Below are 21308 nucleotides of genomic sequence, written 5' to 3' on the forward strand. Positions count from 1 at the left end.
AGCTTATTTACCGAACAACTTGCTTCTGCACCATCTTATACGTTAGGCAAAGTCCACCATCGACAACTGACCTCAGGTTCAAATATCACCCTGGCCTCCGAAATTGACTCGAGAATCTCAAATACAATATGCACTCCCGCCCCCGAACTATCCCGCACCAACTCAATAGAGCTGACATTTTCCGACGAAATAACTGCCAGCTTGCATTGAAAGTCTCAGCACGACCTGGGCACCATTAACTCACAGAGGTAAGGCTCACCCCCTCACTGATCACTATTTCCTCCGGAATCTCATCATAGACAAAAAGCTCATCACCTAAGTTTAAAATGGACAGGCAAAAACCGTTATCAAACGAGAAAGCAACGCCTATCACTACGTCTTCTACCAAGGACTGCACAAGCGATGCTGACACTAAGTTCCTTCCTACCACATCGGAAAAATAAAGCTCACCAGAGATGCAAAAAATGTCTTGCCTGCCGTATTCACCTAGATCGCAGCTTGAAATCGGATCCAAAGAAAAACAGATAGATGCACCATCAGGTCCGCCATAGAGTTTCCCAATTTCGGAATTTTCAAATAGAAGGCCAACCTCTTGTGGGGCAGAATCCCTCTCGGAAGAGAAAACATGGAATAGAGCATTTACTGACAGTAGTTTCTTACCGAGCACTGTTAAGAGCCAGGAAATCATAAGCCTACGTGCGTTCATTACCTGACACCTCCCTTCAGTGCGCTCTGTACAGATGGATTCTGAGTCACCCCATCCTTCAGGATAGTAACGAACGTTCCATCAGGCTTTGTAACAACTACATCATTACCCTTAACTCTGAAAAACACATCACCCCGTGCGCCATTTGCTCCTTGCCCAGCAAAAGTCCCAGGTATTACCTTTTCAGGGTTACTCCCAACGTCATGAATTTTATCGAGCACCATTTTACGATCTGCTGGACTAGCCGCGTTGCCGCCGAAATCTTCAACGTGCTTACCGAGTTTTTTACCTAGCTGCTTTGAATCCATCTTAAATGCTGCACCAGCACCTACGCCACCTGCAGGAATAGATGTGGCACCAGGTTTAGGAAGAAGGCCGGACACTTCCCCTTTTGCACCACCGATACCACCAGGCCGCATCCCCCCAAGCACGGTACCCAGCATTGCTCCAGCAAAGGCAGTAGAAAATCTGGAATCGTCACCATCTCTAGCGGCTGCGAGTTCGGTAGCGATTTCAGAACCAGCAGCAATATTACTGTTGGTGATGAGTACGCCTACGATGGCGGCCTGATTGTATTCGCCACGGGCTTTCAGATCGTTTGCCAGGGCCCTGAGCTTTGGATCATCCTTCAAAAGTTGCGTCGACAACGCGTCACAACCCGTCGGATCGCTTTGACAGAGCGAGCTCAACTCTTTGTTTCTGTTCTCATCAAGCTCGGCGTAATGCTCCCGAACCCTGTTCTTACCCTCTTCAGTCGACTGACCGTCGACCTCTCGCAGCATTTCTACGACTTCTTTGTGATTCAGGTAGTTGTACTGCGTAGCGTTCTGCGCCACCCACGCCCCGGTTTGCAGGCTGTCGCCATCCGCATCCCGCTGCGTTGCCGCCGCGAGCACACCCACCAGTTGCGAGGTCATGCTCAGCAGGTTTTCGTTTCCACCTACCAACCTATCGAGCTGGACGACCAAGGCTTCGTTGGCGCCTGCCGCGAGTGCGCCGGTCTTGAAGTCGCCGCCGCTGACTTGTGCCAACAGGCCACCGACCATGGCGTGAATCATCACCTTGGACGGACTACCATCGACCGACGGGATGTAATCCCCCACCACATTAAAACTGGCCGCCGCCAAGGTATTGAACAGGGTGCTTTGGAGGGCGCTGCCCAGATCACCGCCCTGCCCCATGATCTTGTTCAGCGCCACCGAGGTTCCGTTTTGCAGGCCCTGATTGGCGGCGAACTGGCCGATACCCTTCCACTTATTCAGGTTGGTGGTGACCTTGCCCGTGACGGAGTCAGTGGTGGTGCCGGTCCAATTGTCGAAGTAGCCAGCGGTCAAGCCCGCAGTGGCGCCGGAGACGAGGTAGCCTTTCAGCGCACCGCTGGACGTGACATCTTTTACAACGGCACCAAGATTGCCCTGGTTGTTGATCGTACTGATCGCCGCGCCGCTGGCAGCCGAGGTCAACACCGCCGTCGCCGCTACGTTAGCCCAACCTGCTGCTGTGGCAGCTCCGGCAGCAGACGTGCCTGCTGCTGCCATGGCCGTTCCCGACCCCGCAGTGGCTCCCGCTGCGGAGCCCACTGCGCCACTCGCGGCGCCGGCAGTCAATGCGGTCACAATGATGATGATTGCCAGCATCGCGCCTTGGCCAAGACTCGAATGGCTGTACTTGAAGCTGTCGTGGGTTTCCTGGACCAAACGCCAATCCACATCCCCACGCTGCTCCGCGTCCTTGAGCCAGGCCAAGTTCGGATCGGCCTGCACCATGGCATCAATGGTCTCGCCCACTGACTTCTGGTCGATGGCCTTGAGGTCGATGTTCAAGCCGTTCGCGGCGTTGATCGCCATCTGCCCTTGAGCCACCAACTGGCTCTGGCGCAGGGTTTCATCGGTGTTGCCTTTGCCCGAGGCGGAGTTCCAGGCCAGGTCGCCTTTGCTCTTTTCGTGGCTCTCCTGGTGCATGTCCTTGACGGCTTCGAAGGTGATGCTGCCGCCACTTTGCAGGGTCTGGTCATTGCCGCTGTCGAGCTTGGCGCCCTGGTACAGCTGATCTCCGCCGCTGACCAGCGTCAGGTCGCCACCGGTGTTGATTTGGCTGCCGATGTGCTTGATGTCGGTGACTTCGTCACGCTGGGTTTCCTTGCTGCCCCAGCCGCCCTTCTTTTCTTTGTCGTACAGCGAGTAGTCGCTGTCTTGCGCGGCGAGCAGTTGCAGGTTGCCGCCGGCGACCAGGTAGGCTTCCTGGCCGGCGGTGACGGTGCTGGCGATGAGCGTGAGGTCCTGGCCGGCGCCGAGGGTGACGTTACCGCCGGCGTTGAGGCTGGTGCCGACCTGGCTGACGTGGTCTTCCTGGGCTTCGACTTTGTGGGTTTTGCTGTAGCTATGGTCTTCGCTGGCGGCGGCGGCCAAGGTGAGGTTATTGCCGGCGTTGAGGGCGAGGTCGCGCTGGGCGTCCAGTTGGCTGGCGACGATGGCGAGGTCGTGGCCGGCGTTGATGGACAGGTCGCGGCCTGCTTCGAGGCTGGCGCTGTGTTGGGTGATGGCGAGGTCGCGGTTTTTGCTGCCGTGTTCGTTGCTGTTGAGTTGTGTGGCCGAGCCGAGGGTGACGTCGCGGCCGGCGCTGATGCTGGTGTCGCGGCCGCTTTGCAGGACGCCGCCGAGGTTGTTGAAGTCGCGGCCTGCGGTGATGGTCAGGTCGTTGGCGGCTTCGATGCGTGCGGCGTTGTCGACGAAGTCGCGGTGCTGGGTGTTGAAGCCGTTGCTGCTGTCGTGGCCGGTGACGGTGCGTTCGTTGCTGATGTCGCCGGTGAGGCTGGTCAGGCTGACGTCGCGGCCCTTGATGATGCCGCCGGCGTGGTTGGTGAGGTCGTTGCCGGCGAGCAGGTCGAGGCGATTGCCGGCCTGCACCAGGCCGCTGTTGACCAGGTGGTTGCCGGCCATGGCGGCGAGGTTGCCGGTGGCCTTGAGGGTGCCGGCGTTACCGAGGTTGTGCCCGGCGATCAGGCTGACGTCCTGGCCCTGGATCAGCGCGCCGTTGGCGGCCAGGCGGTTGTCGGACTGGGCCAGGTACAGCACCGGGACCATGACTGGCTGGCCGTCGACGATTGCGGTTTCCAGCCAGACGATGTCGTGGGTCAGGGCCGCTACTTGCTCGGCGGTGAGGCTGACGCCCAGCGACAGCATCAGCGAGTCCTTGCTGGCGATGGCGTTGTCCATCAGGTAGCGGAACATGTCTTCGTCGGAGGTCAAGCCGTCGAGATAGCGCTGGCCGGTGTGGGCGACCACGGCTTGCTGGATCAGCTGCTGCTCGTAGAAGCCGTCGCCCAGGCGCTTGGCGCTGTCGTCGGGGTTATAGCCGAGTTGACTGAGCAGGTAGTCCGAGCTCATGAATTGCTTGAGGTCGGTGAGTGCCGGGTTGGTTTCGATCAGGTATTTATGCGGCTGGGATTGCCCGGTGTTGCCGGGCAGGCCCTGGACCTTGGCCACACTGACCGCGCCAGCCAGGTTGCCGGACGGTTCGGCGCTGATGTCGCGCCCCTCGGTGCCGGGTATGGCTTGTTGCCGCTCGGCCGCGCCGACGCTGGCCTCGCCGAGGTTCCAGCTGTGCGGGCCGGTGTCGCCCTGGGTGCTGCCCTGGCCACTGAGGCGGAACAGGCCGTTCTGCCCGGTGGGCAATTCGAACCCTGGCAGCGCCAGTGGGTTGATTTGCTGTTGTGCCAGGTCCGGGGGCAGTTGCTGGTTGAGGGTCACGCGGGTGGAAAATGCGTTGCCCGGGGCGCTGGTGTTGGTGCTCGGGCCGCTGCCGACGTACTCGAAGCCGGCACGCACCACGCTGTTGTCGAAGTCGTTCTGGGTGGTGATGTTGACGTTGCCGCCGGCCTGGATGATCGCGGCGTAGCGTTGGTCGCCGGTGCTCAGTTGGGTCACGCGACCAAACTGCGGCAGTTCGGCTTCGGTGGTGCCGATGAACTGGCTCATGGCCGCCGCCAGGCCGCCGAGGTTGCCGGCGTCGTAGCCGTTGCCGTGCAGCCAGTAACGGTCGGTGAACGCCTGGGCCATGTTGACCCAGCCGCTGCCGTTGCTGGCGCGTTGGGTACGAAACACGCGCACGGTTTCGGTATCGGAGGTCTGTACGCCGGTGTTGGTGAGGTTGTTCAGCGTGGCGCTCAGGTTGCCGCTGGTGGCCAGGGTGCTGCTGTGGTTGAGCAGGTCGCCGCCGTTAAGAATCAGGTCGCCACCAGCGGTGATGCTCGACGCGGCACTGGCGGCGGTGACTTGCAGTTTTCGCGCTGCACGATTTCCCAGACGCGGTTTTGCTTGCCGCCGCAGTCGCCGGCGTTGACGCCTTCGATGCAGGGGATTTGTTCGATTTTGGCGGTGTAGATGCCCTCGTCAGAGACCGTCAGCAGCGCACGGATGTTCTTGATGGTGCTGGCGGCCAGGCTCATGCGGCCGTCGCTCTGAATCAGGCCGGAGCTGTTGACGATGCTGGAGGCCCAACCACCGTAGCCGTCACGGTCGATGTCCAGGTCGCCCAGGCTGTAGAGGCTGGCGTAGCTGTTGGTGAGCGATGCGACGCGCAGGCCCATGTCCCAGCCACTGAAGATCAGGCCGTGATCATTGAGCAACGCTGCCGTGGTGAGGGTGAGGTCCTGGCCGCTGCCCAGGGTGCCGTAGTTGTTTACGGCGCCGGCCTGCAGTATCAGGTCGGCGCTGGAGGTCAGGCGCCCGTAGTTGTTCAGCACGCCGGCGACGGTGATCAGGCTGTCGCCGCCGCTGGCGATGCTGGCCACTTCAGGCAGGTTCAATTGCCCGGTGCTCAGGGTCAAGTCACCCCGGCTGCTCAGGCGACCCTTGCCGGTGTAGAGGCCGCTCAGGCCCAGGTCCAGTCTGCCGTCGCTGGCGATCAGGCCGTCGTTGCGCCAGTTCACGCCGGTGCCGATCAGGCTGCTGGCGGCCAGCAATTGGCCGCTGGCGCTCTGGGTGAAGTCGTTGACGTTGACGCTCAGGCGCCCGGCCTGGATGACGCTGCTGTTGGTCCACTGGTCGGCCGTGAGGTCAGGCCGCCCCGGGTGATGAGGTCGCCGCCGGCATTGATGACGTTGGCGGTGGCGATGTCGAAGGTGCCGTCGCCAACGTGCAGCACGGTGCCGCCGGTGTTGAGGAAGCTGCCCAGGCCCAGGCTTAGGTCGGTGTTGGCGCTTTCCAGGGTGCCGTGGCGGTTGTTCAGCAGGCCCGCGATTTGAAAGCGGCTGGCGCCTTGGGTACCGAGGGCGCGCAGTTGACCGTCCTGGTTGTCCAGGTGGGCGGCGGCGATGTTGAGGATGCTGTCGCTCTCGAGGATGCCTTGGGCATTGCTCAGGGCACCGGCCAGGCTGAGGTCGATCTGTTGAGCGGCGATCTGCCCTGCGCGGTTGTTCAGGTCGGCGCCGTTGACGCTGAGGCGTTGTGCGGCGTAAAGGCCGCCACTGCGGTTATCGAAGTGGCCGGTGTTGAGGAGCACATCGCCCGATTGAGCGGCAAGGCGCCCGCCCTGGTTGTCGATACTGGCCGTCGTCAGGTTCAGACGCTCGGCCTGGGTGGTGCCGCCCCGGCGGCTGATCAGGTCGATGCCGTTTTGCAGCCAACCGCTGAGGGTGGCGGTCAGTGTGGCGTGCAGGCTGGCCAGGACGCCGCCGCGGTTATCGAGGTTGCCGGCGTTGAGGTTGAGGTCACCGTCCTGGGCGAGGATACGACCTTGCTGGTTGTCGATATCACCGGCGACGTCCAGGGTCAGCACGCCCTGGCTTTGCAGGGTGCCTTGGCCGTTGCTCAGGCGTGCGGCTTGCAGTTGCACATCGCCGTGCTGGCTGTAGATCAGGCCGTCGGCGTCATTGTGCACCACGCCCGTGGCGGTCAGGGTCAGCTGGTCGTTGGCGGCGACGGTGCCACGCTGACGGTTGTCCAGGCCGCCCGTCAGGAGGGTGAACAGCCCCTGGCTGGCGAGTTGGCCGCCCTGGTTATCGACCTGGCTGGCGCTCAGGCGCAAAGGCCCGGCGCTGGCGAGTTTGCCCTGGGTATTGGTCAGGGCGCCGAGCAGGTTGAGGGTGACGGCGTTGTTGCCGATCAGGCTGGCGCTGCTGTTATCCAGCGCGTCGGCGGTGATGCCCAGGGCCTGCGCGGCACTGATGGCGCCGCCGCGGTTGTTGAGGGTCGAAGCCTGGACGGTCAGGGCAGCACCGCTGTCGATCTGGCCACCCTGGCTGTTGTTCAACTCAGCGTCGACGGTCAGTGCCTGAGCGGCGGCGCTGGAGAGTATTCCGCCGTTGCGGTTGTCGAGGCTGCCGGCGTTGACCGTCAGGTTGTGCTGACTGACCAAGGCGCCGGCATCGCTGTTGAGCAAGGCGTTTTTGACGGCTACCTCAAGGTTACCGTTGCGGCTGGAGAGCGTGCCGTTATTGCGGTTGTCCAGGTTATTGGCGTTGACGACCAGCCCTTCCCAGCCGGAAATCAGGCCGTTCTGGTTGTTCACGCCAAGGCCGTCGAGCGTCAGGTAGTGGCTGCTGATCAGCTTGCCGTTGTGGTTATCGAGGTGGCGGCCGGCGAGTGCAAAGCTTTGCTCGCTGGAGATCTCGCCGCCTTGGTTGTTCAGGTCGCGCAGCTGGTGGATGCTCAGCGCACCGGCGGTGGTGATCAGGCCACCGGCGTTGTTCAGGTCGCCGCCTGCCGCGCCGAAATCCAGGGCGATGGCGCTGCCCAGCAGCGATCCGCCGTTCTGGTTGTTCAGCGCGGCAGTCTGGATATCGAGGCGCTGGGTGGCGTTGATCAGGCCGTGAGCCTGGTTGTCCAGCAGGCCGTCGACGCTCAGGTCGAGGGTGTCACGGCTGGTCAGGGTGCCGCCCTGGTTGTTGACGCTGGCGGCGCGCACGTCGAGGGCCGATGCGGCGATCAGGCCTTTGAGGTTGCCCAGCGCCTGCTCCACGCGCACGGTCAGTGCCTGGTTGCTCAGCAGTTTGCCGTCGCTGTTGTCCAGGCTGTTGGCGGCGAAGGTAAAGGCTTGGGCACTGGAGATTTCCCCGCCCTGGTTGTTCACTTCGTTGAGGTGGCCGAGCATCAGCAGCGGTGCGCTGATCATGCCGTTCTGGTTGTTCAACTGGCCGTGATTGAGGTTCAGGTTCAGCGCGCTGTTGCTGAACAACATACCGCCTTGTTGGTCCAGGCCGGTGACGTTGGCGGTCAAAGTCTGGTCGCTGGCGATGCGGCCGGTGTCCTGGTTGGTCACCTGGGTGGCCGTCAGTTCGAGGGTATCGCTGCTGGTCAGGTGCCCGCCCTGGCTGTTATCCAACGCGCCCGTGCCGAGACGCACAGGACCCTTGCCACTGATGTTGCCGCGCTGGCGGTTATCCAGGCTGGCGCTGTGCAGACTGAGGCTGGCGTCGGCGACCAGTTGACCGCCCTGGTTATCGACCACACCCAGGCTGGTCAGGCTGAGTGCACCGGCACTGGACAGGCTGCCCTGGCGGTTGTTCAGGCTGGCGGCGCTCACCGTCAGTGCGCCTTCGCTGTTGATCGAACCGCCAAGGTTGGCCAGGGCACCGTCGAGACGGATATCCACTGCCGACAAGGCACTGACCGCCCCGCCGCCGTTGTCCAGGGTCTGGCCGGCCAATGAGACACGGCCCTTGGCCTGCAGCAAGCCCTGGTTCTGGTTGAGCACTTGCGCGACTCCAAGGCTCAGGTCCGTGCCGGCCAGCACCTTGCCGCCGTCACTGTTGTTCAGTTGCTGGCCGCTCAGGTTCAGCGCTGCCGAGCTGGAAAGCTCCCCGCCTCGGTTATCCACCGTATCGACCTGGACGGTCAGCACGTTGGCCGCGCCGAGCAAGCCGTTGTGGCGGTTATCGAGGGTGGTGCCGGTGAGGTTCAGGTTGCCCTGGGCGATCAATTCACCGCCCTGGTTGTCCAGGTGCGTCACGCTGAGATCAAGATCGCCGGTAGCGCTGACCCGTCCATCCTGGCGGTTATCCAAGTGACCCACCTGCGCCTGGAGCGCGCCGCGACTGTTGATCAGGCCCTGTTGGTTGAGCAGTTGGTCCGAATGCAGGGCAAGGCGGTTGTGGCTGAGCACCCGCCCTTGCTCACGGTTGTCCAGCGTCGCGGCAGTGACCTGCACGCCGTTTTGCGCACTCAGCGTGCCGCCACGGTTGTCCAGGGTTTGGCTGACGCCCGCGTCGAGGTTGCGACTGGCCGTCACGCTACCGCTGTTGCGCAGGTGCTGCGTACGGAGGCTGATATCGCCGACGCTGTTGCGGCTGTTGTCGGCGTTGACGCCGGCTTCGATGATGCCGCTGTTGGTCAGCTGGCCACCGGCGCTCAGGCTGATGCGATCACGGGCAGCCAGGCTTTGCCGGTTGCTTGAGGCGCCGCTGGTTTTAACCTCCAGGGTGGTGCCGGCGTAGACCGGACCTTGCGCCTCCAGGCTCGCCGCCTTGACGCTTATGCCTTGGCTGGACGCGGCCTGGGACAAGGTCAAATGACCATTGGCATCGATCTGGATATCGCCACCGCTGGCGGCCAGGTTGCCGGCCAACCGTACCCCGACACCGGCTTCGGTGCCCACCAGTTTGATGGCGCCGGCGTACATGCCACCCAGCGCGGTGGAGTCGATGGCCAGCTGTGGCTTGACGCTGCCGTCGTCCGCACGCGCCGTGGCATTGAGGGTCTGTGCGTCAACGTCGTTGCGGCCCGCGATCAGGGTCAGGTTGCGAGCGTTGATCTGCGCATTGAGCCTGGCCGTGCGGGTGATGATCTCGAAGCTGTCGACGTTGCCGGCATTCAGCCCCGCACCCTCGATGCTCACACTGCCGCCATCGACCTGAAAGTGATCGAGGCGTCCGTTGTTCAGGATCGGGGTGCCGGTGGTGAGGGTGGCACGTGGGGTGTTGATGAAGCCGCAGCCGTTACAACTGATGCCATAGGGGTTGGCGACGATGACGCGCGCCGCTGGCCCCGCGACTTCGGTGTACCCGCGCAGGTGGCTCGGGTTACCGCCGTTGACTTCATTGAGAATGGTGCTGGCCGCCGAGCCCTGCAGGTGCGGGTTGCCGAGAATGATCCCGCCCAGTTGCGTGGCCTGGGTGCGCGTCGTGGCGTTGTTGAGGATCACCCCGTTGGCGCCGACGTTGTAGTCGCTGAACTGATTGTGCGACAGGCCACTGGCATTGGGCGCGGCGATGTTGACGATGGGCACGCCATTGCCGGCCTGGCCCAGTGAGGTGCCGGGGCCGCTGACCACAATGCCATCGGCCTGCACCAGCAGCGGCTGCCAGAACAGCGCATTGGCCAGGATCAGCGCCAGGCCGCGCTTGGGCAGGCCGCAGAAGCGTTCAGGGCTTGCAGGGGCGGCATAAAGCTGGTGGGCACGGTGGGCGAAGGGACGGGTCGGCATATCAATCTCGATGCAACAGGGCGTTGTCGGCAGTGGGGTTACAGGAAGAAGTCCAGGCGAAAGTAGATCGGCGCTTCACGCTCCGTCATCGCGGCCGGGCGTTTCAGGGAATGGGCGAAGGTCACGCCGGCAGACAGGTGCTGGCCGCGGGCAAACAGCTCCAGCGAATGGCTGGAGAGCCGCCCGTGCTGATCACCGTTGTAGCGCTCGTGGGTAATTACGCCTTGGTCGTAGCCCAGGCTGGCGCCGTATTCGGCCAAGGCCGGGCGTAACCAGGCCAGGGTCAGCGGGTGCGCCCAGCGCAGGTCGTTGCGCCAGTAGGCGCCGCTGTCGCCGCTCAGCTGCTGGTCCTTGAAACCGCGCAGCGAGGACGCGCCGCCGAGGCTGATGCGTTGCGCGCTGAACAACACATCGTCGGTGTGCTGGCCGGTGACCAGGCTGGTGAGAACTCATGGACTCCCCCGCCAGGGTGAAAGGCTGCAGGTAACTGGCGGTGGCGGTGTACTTGCGAAAACGCGCCTCGGGTTCACCGGGGCCGGGATGCCCTGCGCTTTGCGCGTCGAAGGCGCCAATGCCCTGTTGCAGGCCCAGGTCTAAGTTGATGAAGGCGCTGGCGACCCGGCGACCGTGGTTGATGCCCCACTGCAGCTCGCTCAGCCGATTGCTGCTCAGGTCCAGGCGGCTGTCCTCGATGTAGGCGTTGGTGCGCAGGTGCGCGACACCAAGGCTCATCGAGGTCTTGCTCAAGCCGTCGCGATGGATCACCCGTTCTGCGCGCAGCAGGTGGTGCTGGCTGTCGCCCGATTGCTTGAAGTCGAAACCATTGGCCTGGACCTGCGAGCGGTAATCGCTCTGGCTGTAGCTGTAGCTGAAGTTCCACCAACCCCAGGTCAGGCTGTAATAGAGCATGGCGTTTTGCGAGGTCTTGCGCCGATCGCTGACGGCATCGTGGCCACCGCGCAGCACCAGTTGATCGGCCAGGCCCAGGGGGCTGTCCCATTCCAGGGCGGTGCCCCATTGCTGTTCACCGGTGGATTTTTGCCCGTCGTTGTTGCGCGACACGCTCGCGCGCCAGGGTTTTTGCGCCGTGTTCTCCACCCTGACTCGGGTGCCGCCCACCTGCGCGCCCGGCGCCAGTTCCATGCGGGCCTGGTTTGATGGCAACCGGTTGAGCTGGTCGACCAGTTGCTCGATCTGACGCAGGTTCAACAGCTCGCCATCGGCACCGGGAAACGCCATGGCCAGTTCACGCGCCGACAGCCCGCTGTCCTCTGCGCGGTCCAGGCCTTCAAGCGTGCCTTCGACCACGAGCACCCTGAGGTGGCCGCTGGACAGGTCCTGTTGAGGCAAATAGGCGCGACTGGTGACCAGCCCGCTGGACAGGTAGTACTCGGTGATGACCTTGAGCAGCTCATTGAGCCGGACCACGCCCAGGCATTGGCCGAGGTAGGGTTTGAGCAGGCGCGAACGCGCGCCGGCGGGCAGGTGCCCGGCGCCCTCGATGTCGATCGTGTCGATGGCAAAGCACCGGGAATCAGCAGGCATGGCCGGTGCGTCTGGCATGCTCGGGCTGCCGGGCAGCGCCTTGAGCTCTTCCAGCCGCTGGCGCTGCTCTTGCAATAAGCGATTCTGGCGATCACGGATAATATCCTGATCGCCGGGATTGGTGACAGGCGCGGCCAAAGTGCTGCTGATAACGCTTATATAAATAAACGAAACGCACGTAAGGAATTGCGCCCTCGACAGTAATGAGGGCAACTTGGAGAACCGGGTAATAAACGAGGGGTGCTAAACTAACACTGTGATTGGTACTCGCCACCCCTTGAAACAATGCCGCTGGAGACAAAGGGAACATTCCTACATACAGCGGTTAAGTTTTCCTACAGAGCTTACTTACGCTTTGTTCCTGCATAGTTTTTTCACCCAGTAGGTGCTTTGCAGGCTCTATTCAATATTCACGCTATGCGTGAGGCTAAAAACAGTCAGTAAATATTTAAGAGTCGTCGTCATTCTCAACTTTTATGAAGTCAGTGTAGGAGCTGCCGAAGGCTCCTACGGGGGCTTTGTTTCATTTCGCGGGATCTGGTTGGCTGGCAGGCAGCCATCGCTGGCAAGCCAGCTCCCACAATGGGCTTGGGTTCATTTCGCGAGATCTGGTGGCTGGCAGGCCGTCTTTGCTGGTGAGCCAGCTCCCACAATGGGCTTGGGTTCATTTTGCGGGATCTGGTGGTTGTGGGGCCGTGGGTAATAAAAAAACTCAACAAATTCCACGCCCTGCCGAAACCCTGTGAAAGCCTCACGGATTGAATATGCCATGCGTAATAACCAGCCCATCACTCAACGCGAACGGACCTTCCCGGCTCAGCAGCGGTTGATTTCCACCACTGATGCCAAAGGCGTGATTTCCTACTGTAACGACGACTTTGTCGAGATCAGCGGGTTTTCGCGTGAGGAACTGATCCGTGCGCCGCACAATCTGGTTCGTCATCCTGACGTGCCATCGGCGGTGTTTGCGCATATGTGGGGCACGCTCAAGCAGGGTCAGCCCTGGATGGGCATCGTCAAGAATCGCTGCAAGAGCGGTGATCACTATTGGGTTAACGCCTATGTGACGCCGATCTTCGAAGGCAATCAGGTAATTGGTTACGAGTCGGTGCGGGTCAAGCCGACGGCCGAGCAGATCCGCCGTGCCGAAGCGCTCTACCAACGCATCAACCAGGGCAAGTCAGCGATCCCTTCCAGCGACAAATGGCTGCCGGTGCTACAGGACTGGCTGCCGTTCATTCTGGTCAGCCAACTGAGCTTCGTGATCGGCGCGACGTTGAACTCGCATTGGGGCTTTGCTCTGGCGGCAGGTCTTTCGGTGCCGCTGGGCCTGATGGGTCTGCAGTGGCAACAACGCGGGCTCAAGCGCCTGCTGCGTCTGGCCGAACAGACCACCTCCGACCCGCTGATCGCACAGATGTACACCGACAGCCGTGGCGCCCAGGCGCGTCTGGAGATGTCGATCCTCAGCCAGGAAGCCCGCCTGAAAACCTGCCTGACGCGTCTGCAGGACACGGCCGAACACCTGACCGATCAGGCCAAGCAGTCCGACTCGCTGGCGCACAACAGCTCCATCGGCCTGGAACGTCAACGCGTGGAAACCGAACAAGTCGCCACCGCCGTCAACCAGATGGCCGCAACGACGCAGGAAGTGGCGAGCCACGTACAGCGCACCGCTGACGCGACTCAGGAAGCCAATCGCCTGACCGGTCGCGGTCGTGACATCGCTGGCGAAACCCGCGAAGCCATTCAGCGTCTGTCCGTAGTCGTCGGTGAAACCGGTCTGACCGTGACGCAACTGGCCAAGGACAGCGACGAAATCGGCGGCGTGGTCGACGTGATCAAAGGCATCGCCGACCAGACCAACCTGCTCGCGCTCAACGCCGCCATCGAAGCGGCCCGTGCCGGCGAGATGGGTCGCGGTTTTGCCGTGGTGGCTGATGAAGTTCGTCAACTGGCGCAACGCACCAGCGAATCGACCGGGCAGATCCATGCCTTGATTGCCAAGTTGCAGCAAACCGCTTCGAGCGCCGTGCAAACCATGGAAGCCGGGCATCGTCAGGCGGAAGAAGGTGTGGCGCGGGTGCTGGAGGCGGATCAGGCGTTGGTGGGGATCAGCGAAGCGGTGGCGAACATTACCGACATGACGACGCAGATTGCGGCGGCGACTGAGGAGCAGAGCGCTGTGGCTGAGGAGATCAGTCGCAATATCAGCAATATTTCGCAGCTGGCGGATCAGACGTCGGAGCAGGCGCAGCATTCGGCGTTGTTGAGTGAAGAGCTGACGAAGACGGCGAGTACGCAGTATTCGTTGGTTGAGCGGTTTAATCGGTAGGTCAAGGTCAAGGTCAAGGTCAAGGTCAAGGTCAAAAGATCGCAGCCTTCGGCAGCTCCTACGGGGGGTATGAGCAGAAACCTGGGTAGCTTCCGGGTTTTTTGTGGCTGATCTGGAGGTGATGGTGCCTGTTGGGGCCTCATCGCGGGCAAGCCCGCTCCCACAGTGGATTGGGGTGCTGCACAAAACCTGTGGGAGCGGGCTTGCCCGCGATGAGGCCCATACAGCCACCGCAGATGTCACTGAAGGAAACTGGCAACCTTCTGCGCCGCAGCGGCCAGGTGTTGTTCGTGGGTAAAGCCGGAGGCTTTCAGCGGCTTGAGGTCATGGTCCCCGGCCACCAGCCAGAACACCTCGATGCTCGATGACAATTTGTACCCATCAACGGCCTCCCGATGGCCCAGCGCATCCCGCTCGCCCTGCACGATCAGCGTACGGGTCTTCAAGCCGGCCAGGTGTTCCACCCGCGGTTTCTCCGGTTTGCCCACGGCATAAAACGGATAACCCAGGCACACCAGCGCATCCGCGCCCAGTTCATCCGCCAGCAAACTCGCCATCCGCCCGCCCATGGACTTGCCGCCAATGGCGAGTTTGCCAGTGACATGGCGTTGCACCACGGCATAGACCTCACGCCAGCATTCCAGCAGTTTCGGCGCCGGGTTCGGTGGGCGTTTGCCGCCGTCGATACGCCGTTGCGCCATGTACGGAAACTCGAAGCGCAGCACGTTGACCCCAAGTGCAGCAAGGCGCGCCGCCATGTCGTTCATCCAGGCGCTGTCCATCGGCGCGCCGGCACCGTGAGCCAGGATCAACGTGGTCGATGACGGCGTCGAGGCCGCATCCCATAGCCAGCCCTGTTCGGCCACGCACCGCCCCCATTGATTCCCGTCAATAACGGCCTTGTGCTCTTTGTCCATGCTAGCCTCGCTCTTAGTCTGCCTGTCACGCCAGGCGCCCTGCCAATCATACCGTGGCGCGAAAGGGAAACAGCGTTTCAGTCCAACTGACATCATTTACTTCAGGCGCGTATCTGTTATGAACAATCCCGCCCATGGAAAACACATCAGGATAAAGAGCAGCCAGATTATTAATATCAGCCTCAGCAAAGTGTCGGCAAAGGTGAAGCTTCAGGGCGCTGATCAATGATGCCAACACCAATTTTTCGCCGCCTTTACACCGGTTGAAAGCCTGATTGGCAGAAGAGAATAGTTGTTTGATCGACGCCAGGTCATCACAGGTCAAAAAAATGACTGAATACAGCAGCGCATGTGCAACGTGGGCATGTCGAATAAAGGGTTTGTCAGGTACCAAGGCACAAAATGAGTCCAGCACATTCAAGACCGCCCGCTTCCCAGGACGTTGATGTGGATAACGGCAAAGCAGTGCTATGTACCTTTCATTATCATTCCTGACATTACAAAACTTCCCCACTTTTACGGTTTCCAATGCGTCGAGGATCGCACCACGGGCAACCTTCTCGATGTAATCACTTTTGGCGGCATTGACAATTTCTTTATAAGGCCCTGCTCTTTCACCGCAAAGCCCCTGATTAATACACTCATTCATTGCCTTGACGGACGGCAGGGACTGACGGGCCCGTTTAAATGCTTGCCGCAAGGCGGCATAGTCTTTCCTGGGCAATTTGAGGGCTATTTTTTCAAGTACCTCCGCTGGAAGATTGCGTATCCCAGTGATTTGCTCGAGCGCAGGCCGACTTTGCGTCTCACCAATGGTGTTAGATGCACGATTATTTTGGCCCGCACGACTGCACGACTGCACACTCCCCATTGCGAACACCTCAAAAACCACCCAGAAGATTTATCATTCAGCAAAACAGTCTTCTGAATTGCTTTCAAAAAAGCTCATTGATCGGCGCCCGGTGTTCGACCCTGTCAAATGAAAAACTGACCAGCACTGCCGAAAACGCGATCTGCATTGGCTGGCGAAGCCTGCGTTCGGTTCTGGCCGCATTCCGGCGTAGCAGTGGTCAGACCAGCCCCCGCCTGTTTCAGTCCGATTATCGTCCAAGCACCGCGCCCATTGATCCCCGTCAATACTGGCCTTGTGCTCTTTGTCCATGCTTGGCTCGCTTTTAGTCTGCCTATAACTCCAGGCGAAGGACGCGCTGCCTTGTCGCACGCGTGCTCACTTCGGCTGAACCGTGGATGGGGAACCATGAACACTTCTATCAGTACCGCCTACAACTACAAGGTGGTCCGCCAATTCGCCATTATGACGGTGGTGTGGGGCATCGTCGGCATGGGGCTCGGGGTTTTTCTCGCGGCCCAATTGGTCTGGCCCGAACTCAACTTCAATTTGCCGTGGACCAGCTTCGGCCGCCTGCGCCCGCTGCACACCAACGCGGTAATCTTCGCGTTCGGCGGCTGCGCCCTGTTCGCCAGTTCCTTTTACTCGGTACAGCGCACCTGCCAGACCCAATTGTTTGCGCCGAAAATCGCCGCGTTCTGCTTCTGGGGCTGGCAACTGGTGATCCTGCTGGCGGCAATCAGCCTGCCACTGGGTTACACCAGTTCCAAGGAATACGCCGAGCTGGAATGGCCGATCGATATCCTGATCACCATCGTCTGGGTCGCCTACGCGATCGTGTTCTTCGGCACGATCATGCAGCGCAAGACCAAGCACATTTATGTGGGCAACTGGTTCTTCGGCGCGTTCATCATCACCGTGGCGATTCTGCACATCGTCAACAACCTTGAGTTGCCGGTGAGCTTCACCAAGTCCTACTCGGTGTACGCCGGTGCAACCGACGCGATGGTGCAATGGTGGTACGGACACAACGCCGTAGGCTTTTTCCTCACCGCCGGTTTCCTCGGGATGATGTACTACTTCGTGCCGAAACAGGCCGAGCGTCCGGTGTACTCGTATCGCCTGTCGATCGTGCACTTCTGGGCACTGATCACGCTGTACATCTGGGCCGGCCCGCACCACTTGCACTACACCGCGCTGCCGGACTGGGCGCAGTCGCTGGGCATGGTGATGTCGCTGATGCTGCTGGCGCCAAGCTGGGGCGGGATGATCAACGGCATGATGACCCTGTCGGGCGCCTGGCATAAGTTGCGCAGCGACCCAATCCTGCGTTTCCTGGTGGTGTCGCTGGCGTTCTACGGCATGTCGACCTTTGAAGGCCCGATGATGGCGATCAAGACCGTCAACGCCCTCTCCCACTACACCGACTGGACCATCGGCCACGTTCACGCCGGCGCCCTCGGCTGGGTGGCGATGATTTCCATCGGCGCGCTGTACCACATGATCCCGAAAATCTTCGGCAAAGCGCAGATGCACAGCGTCGGCCTGATCAACGCGCATTTCTGGCTCGCGACCATCGGCACCGTGCTCTACATCGCCTCGATGTGGGTCAACGGCATCGCCCAGGGCCTGATGTGGCGCGCAGTGAACGAGGACGGCACGCTGACCTACTCCTTCGTCGAAACCCTGGTGGCCAGCCACCCAGGTTTTGTCGTGCGGCTGATTGGTGGGGCGATCTTCCTCAGCGGCATGTTCCTGATGGCTTACAACACCTGGCGCACCGTGCGGGCCTCGCAGCCTGCTGACGTCGTCGCTGCCGCGCAGATGGCCTGAGGAGTCCGCCATGAAACACGAAACGATTGAAAAGAACGTCGGCCTGTTGATGTTGCTCATGGTGTTTGCCGTGAGCATTGGCGGCCTGACCCAGATCGTCCCGCTGTTCTTCCAGGACGTCACCAACAAACCGGTGGAAGGCATGAAGCCCTACACCGCGCTGCAATTGGAAGGCCGCGACATCTACATTCGCGAAGGCTGCGTCGGCTGCCACTCGCAGATGATCCGCCCGTTTCGCGCCGAAACCGAACGTTACGGGCACTACTCGGTGGCCGGCGAAAGCGTCTGGGATCACCCGTTTCTGTGGGGCTCCAAACGCACCGGTCCGGACCTGGCCCGGGTCGGCGCGCGTTACTCGGATGACTGGCACCGCGCGCACTTGTACAACCCGCGCAACGTCGTGCCTGAGTCGAAAATGCCGGCCTACCCATGGCTGGTCACGCAAGCGGTCGACAGCAGCCACACCGAAACCAAGCTCAAGACCATGCGCACCCTCGGCGTGCCATACACCGACGACGACATCAGCGGCGCGGTGGCCAGCCTCAAGGGCAAGACCGAAATGGACGCCCTGGTCTCCTACCTGCAAGTGCTCGGCACTGCGATCAAGAGCAAGAGGTGAGCCATGGTCATTGAAATGAGTGCAGGCCTGATTCGCGGCCTCGGCACGGTCGTGGTGTTCGTCGCCTTCGTCGGCCTGACCTTGTGGGTGTTCAACCGCAAGCGCACCCCGGAATTCGCCGAAGCGCGATTGCTGCCATTCGCCGACGAACCGCTACCCGACACAACCCCAGCATCTGAACCAAGGAGTACCCGGCCATGACCACCTTCTGGAGTACGTGGATCTGCGTACTGACCATCGGCAGCCTGATCGGCCTGACCTGGCTGCTGATCGGCACGCGCAAGGGCGAGACCAAGGGCAGCGTCGACCAGACCATGGGCCACAGCTTCGACGGCATCGAGGAGTACGACAACCCGTTGCCGCAGTGGTGGTTCATGCTGTTCGCCGGCACGTTGGTGTTTGCCGTCGGTTACCTGGTGCTGTACCCGGGCCTGGGCAACTGGAAAGGCATCCTGCCCGGCTATGAAGATGGCTGGACCGGGGTGCACGAATGGGAAAAGGAGATGAACAAGGCTGACGCGAAGTTTGGGCCGATCTACGCCAAATTCGCGTCGATGCCCGTGGAAGAAGTGGCCCAGGACCCGCAAGCGCTGAAGATGGGTGGCCGCCTGTTCGCCTCCAACTGCTCGGTGTGCCACGGCTCGGATGCCAAGGGCGCGTTCGGCTTCCCCAACCTCGCCGACAGCAACTGGCGCTGGGGCGGCGATGCCGAGATGATCAAGACCACGATCATGGGTGGTCGCATGGCGGCGATGCCGGCCTGGGGCGAAATCCTCGGTGAAGCCGGCGTGAAGAACGTGGCCGCCTACGTGCGTCACGACTTGGCAGGGCTGCCGTTGCCAGCGGATACCAAGGCCGACCTGCAAGCCGGCCAGCAGGCGTTCAGCACCACTTGTACGGCCTGTCACGGGGCAACCGGCCACGGCACTGAAGCCATGGGTGCGCCGAATCTGACGCACCCGGCCGGATTTATCTATGGCACCAGCCTGACGCAGCTCGAGCAGACCATTCGCCATGGCCGTCAAGGCCACATGCCGGCACAGAACGAGCTGCTGGGCAACGATAAAGTGCAATTGCTGGCTGCTTATGTGTACAGCCTGTCGCACGGATTGAATACCGATCGTTTGCAGGCTGAAGGCAAACGCGAATAACTCTCGACCGCTCTACTGCCGCATTCGCCTGCATGCGGCAGTTCCCTGCCCCTTTGCGACCAAGTGTCGCACCCTTCCTTAGTACGCCTTTCGGTTCCTCTGATTCGGGTCTACGCTTGCTCGATGCGGACTGGCCCGTGCCGGTTCCAGGTCGACCCCGAGCGATGTGTTCGATGAATTGGCTGACAGACTCGCCGCAAAGGCCGGTAGATACCGGCTGTCGCGCCGATTGCCATTCATCAGGCGAACTGGCCGTTCGAACATACCTCGTTACAACTGACCTGAACCCCTCGCTTTTTTTGTCCGCTGCGACATTTTGTCCGAGGCCAATTTTGACCTTACGCGGCGCATGGAAAGGCCGCAGAATCAGCGTTGGAAAGCATTGACCCAGGTCATGGCGCGTTGCAATGACCCCCTGCTCTCTGCATACTTGCGGCCGATTTTAATCCTAATAAAACACCCAAACCGTGGAACCTTAGAATGAGCACAGCAATCAGTCCGACTGCTTATAACTATAAGGTAGTCCGCCAGTTCGCCATCATGACGGTGGTCTGGGGGATCCTTGGCATGGGGCTCGGTGTCTTCATCGCCTCGCAACTGGTCTGGCCGGAATTGAACTTCGGTCTGCCGTGGACGAGCTTTGGACGCCTACGCCCGTTGCACACAAACCTGGTGATTTTCGCCTTCGGTGGTTGTGCACTATTTGCCACTTCCTACTATGTCGTGCAGCGAACCTGCCAGACGCGACTGATTTCCGACAGCCTCGCGGCCTTCACCTTCTGGGGCTGGCAAGCGGTCATCGTCGGCGCGATCATTACCTTGCCGCTGGGTTACACCACCACCAAGGAATACGCGGAACTGGAATGGCCGCTCGCCATTCTGCTGGCCATTGTCTGGGTCACCTACGGTCTGGTGTTCTTCGGCACCATTACCAAGCGCAAGACCAAGCACATCTACGTGGGTAACTGGTTCTACGGCGCGTTCATCGTCGTGACCGCGATGTTGCACATCGTCAACCACGCCTCTTTGCCGGTGAGCTTCTTCAAGTCCTACTCCGCCTACGCGGGCGCGACCGACGCGATGATTCAATGGTGGTACGGCCACAACGCAGTGGGCTTCTTCCTCACCACCGGTTTCCTCGGGATGATGTACTACTTCGTGCCGAAGCAGGCCGAACGTCCGATCTACTCCTATCGCCTGTCGATCGTGCACTTCTGGGCACTGATCACCCTGTACATCTGGGCCGGCCCGCACCACCTGCACTACACCGCACTGCCGGACTGGGCACAGTCGCTGGGCATGGCGATGTCGATCATCCTGCTGGCGCCAAGCTGGGGTGGCATGATCAACGGCATGATGACCCTGTCGGGCGCCTGGCATAAGCTGCGCACCGACCCGATCCTGCGCTTCCTCGTGGTCTCGCTGGCGTTCTACGGCATGTCGACCTTTGAAGGTCCGATGATGGCGATCAAGACCGTCAACTCGCTCTCGCACTACACCGACTGGACCATCGGCCACGTACACGCCGGCGCGCTCGGCTGGGTAGCGATGATCTCGATCGGCGCGATCTACCACATGATCCCGAAACTGTTCGGCCGTGCGCAGATGCACAGTGTTGGCCTGATCAACGCGCACTTCTGGCTTGCAACCATCGGCACCGTGCTCTACATCGCCTCGATGTGGGTCAACGGCATCACTCAGGGCCTGATGTGGCGTGCAATCAACGACGACGGCACCCTCACCTATTCTGTTCGTCGAAGCGCTGCAAGCCAGCCACCCGGGCTTCATCGTTCGCGCCCTGGGCGGTGCGTTCTTCGCCAGCGGCATGCTGTTAATGGCCTACAACGTATGGCGTACCGTACGTGCCTCGAACCCGGCTGAAGCGGAAGCTGCCGAACAGATTGCTGTAGTTGGAGCTCACTGATGAAG

The 21308-nt window shown here is 61.1% G+C and carries 11 protein-coding genes and 2 pseudogenes; 6 read left to right on the plus strand and 7 right to left on the minus strand.

Annotated features, from left to right (window positions below):
• Positions 1-235: 235 nt before the first annotated feature.
• The 5 genes and pseudogenes from JFT80_RS17410 to JFT80_RS17420 form a co-directional block, all read right to left on the minus strand.
• The gene (locus tag JFT80_RS17410) at positions 236-706 is read right to left on the minus strand and encodes a hypothetical protein (protein WP_201148695.1); all 471 of its coding nucleotides are present in this window, start codon (positions 704-706) and stop codon (positions 236-238) included.
• Positions 706-4809 carry a DUF637 domain-containing protein gene (locus JFT80_RS25605; protein WP_374091368.1) on the minus strand — a complete coding sequence of 1368 codons (4104 nt, stop codon included), beginning with the start codon at positions 4807-4809 and terminating at the stop codon, positions 706-708. Before JFT80_RS25605 ends, JFT80_RS17410 begins: the two co-directional genes overlap by 1 nt.
• Positions 4810-4931: 122 nt before the next feature.
• Entirely contained in the window at positions 4932-5669 is a 738-nt protein-coding gene (locus JFT80_RS25610; protein ID WP_374091369.1) for a hypothetical protein, read from the minus strand.
• A gap of 41 nt (positions 5670-5710) precedes the next feature.
• Positions 5711-10129: a filamentous hemagglutinin N-terminal domain-containing protein gene (locus JFT80_RS25615; protein ID WP_374091370.1), complete on the minus strand. Its 4419-nt coding sequence runs from the start codon at positions 10127-10129 to the stop codon at positions 5711-5713.
• A 38-nt stretch (positions 10130-10167) separates the two neighbouring features.
• Positions 10168-11839 (minus strand): annotated as a pseudogene (locus JFT80_RS17420) (ShlB/FhaC/HecB family hemolysin secretion/activation protein).
• 604 nt (positions 11840-12443) lie between these two features.
• Here JFT80_RS17420 and JFT80_RS17425 point away from each other — a divergent pair.
• Positions 12444-14009: a PAS domain-containing methyl-accepting chemotaxis protein gene (locus JFT80_RS17425; protein ID WP_201148696.1), complete on the plus strand. Its 1566-nt coding sequence runs from the start codon at positions 12444-12446 to the stop codon at positions 14007-14009.
• Between the two features lie 239 nt (positions 14010-14248).
• Here the strand turns inward: JFT80_RS17425 and JFT80_RS17430 are convergent, their stop codons facing one another.
• Entirely contained in the window at positions 14249-14926 is a 678-nt protein-coding gene (locus JFT80_RS17430) for an alpha/beta family hydrolase (RefSeq protein WP_201148697.1), read from the minus strand.
• 46 nt (positions 14927-14972) lie between these two features.
• A complete protein-coding gene (locus tag JFT80_RS17435; RefSeq protein WP_201148698.1) occupies positions 14973-15797 on the minus strand; it encodes an F-box protein in 825 nt (274 codons plus the stop codon).
• 387 nt (positions 15798-16184) lie between these two features.
• Here JFT80_RS17435 and ccoN (JFT80_RS17440) point away from each other — a divergent pair, with 387 nt between their 5' ends.
• The 5 genes and pseudogenes from ccoN (JFT80_RS17440) (at position 16185) to ccoN (JFT80_RS17460) (ending at position 21303) form a co-directional block, all read left to right on the plus strand.
• Positions 16185-17609 (plus strand): cytochrome-c oxidase, cbb3-type subunit I, encoded by a 1425-nt coding sequence (gene ccoN, locus JFT80_RS17440; RefSeq protein WP_201148699.1) that lies wholly within the window; start codon positions 16185-16187, stop codon positions 17607-17609.
• Between the two features lie 10 nt (positions 17610-17619).
• A complete protein-coding gene (ccoO, locus tag JFT80_RS17445; RefSeq protein WP_003223389.1) occupies positions 17620-18228 on the plus strand; it encodes a cytochrome-c oxidase, cbb3-type subunit II in 609 nt (202 codons plus the stop codon).
• Positions 18229-18231: 3 nt separating this feature from the next.
• A complete protein-coding gene (locus tag JFT80_RS17450) occupies positions 18232-18429 on the plus strand; it encodes a cbb3-type cytochrome c oxidase subunit 3 (protein ID WP_103303919.1) in 198 nt (65 codons plus the stop codon).
• The gene (ccoP, locus tag JFT80_RS17455; RefSeq protein WP_201148700.1) at positions 18426-19379 is read left to right on the plus strand and encodes a cytochrome-c oxidase, cbb3-type subunit III; all 954 of its coding nucleotides are present in this window, start codon (positions 18426-18428) and stop codon (positions 19377-19379) included. Before JFT80_RS17450 ends, ccoP begins: the two co-directional genes overlap by 4 nt.
• Positions 19380-19859: 480 nt before the next feature.
• Positions 19860-21303 (plus strand): annotated as a pseudogene (ccoN, locus tag JFT80_RS17460) (cytochrome-c oxidase, cbb3-type subunit I).
• Positions 21304-21308 lie beyond the last annotated feature (5 nt).

Origin of the sequence: Pseudomonas sp. TH10, assembly GCF_016651255.1 — a bacterium.
Classification (GTDB): Bacteria; Pseudomonadota; Gammaproteobacteria; order Pseudomonadales; family Pseudomonadaceae; genus Aquipseudomonas.

Coding starts and splice junctions, on each gene's coding strand:
- JFT80_RS17410 (WP_201148695.1), bottom strand. CDS start 706: ATGAACGCACGTAGGCTTATGATTTCCTGGCTCTTAACAGTGCTCGGT.
- JFT80_RS25615 (WP_374091370.1), bottom strand. CDS start 10,129: ATGCCGACCCGTCCCTTCGCCCACCGTGCCCACCAGCTTTATGCCGCC.
- JFT80_RS17425 (WP_201148696.1), top strand. CDS start 12,444: ATGCGTAATAACCAGCCCATCACTCAACGCGAACGGACCTTCCCGGCT.
- JFT80_RS17430 (WP_201148697.1), bottom strand. CDS start 14,926: ATGGACAAAGAGCACAAGGCCGTTATTGACGGGAATCAATGGGGGCGG.
- JFT80_RS17435 (WP_201148698.1), bottom strand. CDS start 15,797: ATGGGGAGTGTGCAGTCGTGCAGTCGTGCGGGCCAAAATAATCGTGCA.
- ccoN (WP_201148699.1), top strand. CDS start 16,185: ATGAACACTTCTATCAGTACCGCCTACAACTACAAGGTGGTCCGCCAA.
- ccoO (WP_003223389.1), top strand. CDS start 17,620: ATGAAACACGAAACGATTGAAAAGAACGTCGGCCTGTTGATGTTGCTC.
- JFT80_RS17450 (WP_103303919.1), top strand. CDS start 18,232: ATGGTCATTGAAATGAGTGCAGGCCTGATTCGCGGCCTCGGCACGGTC.
- ccoP (WP_201148700.1), top strand. CDS start 18,426: ATGACCACCTTCTGGAGTACGTGGATCTGCGTACTGACCATCGGCAGC.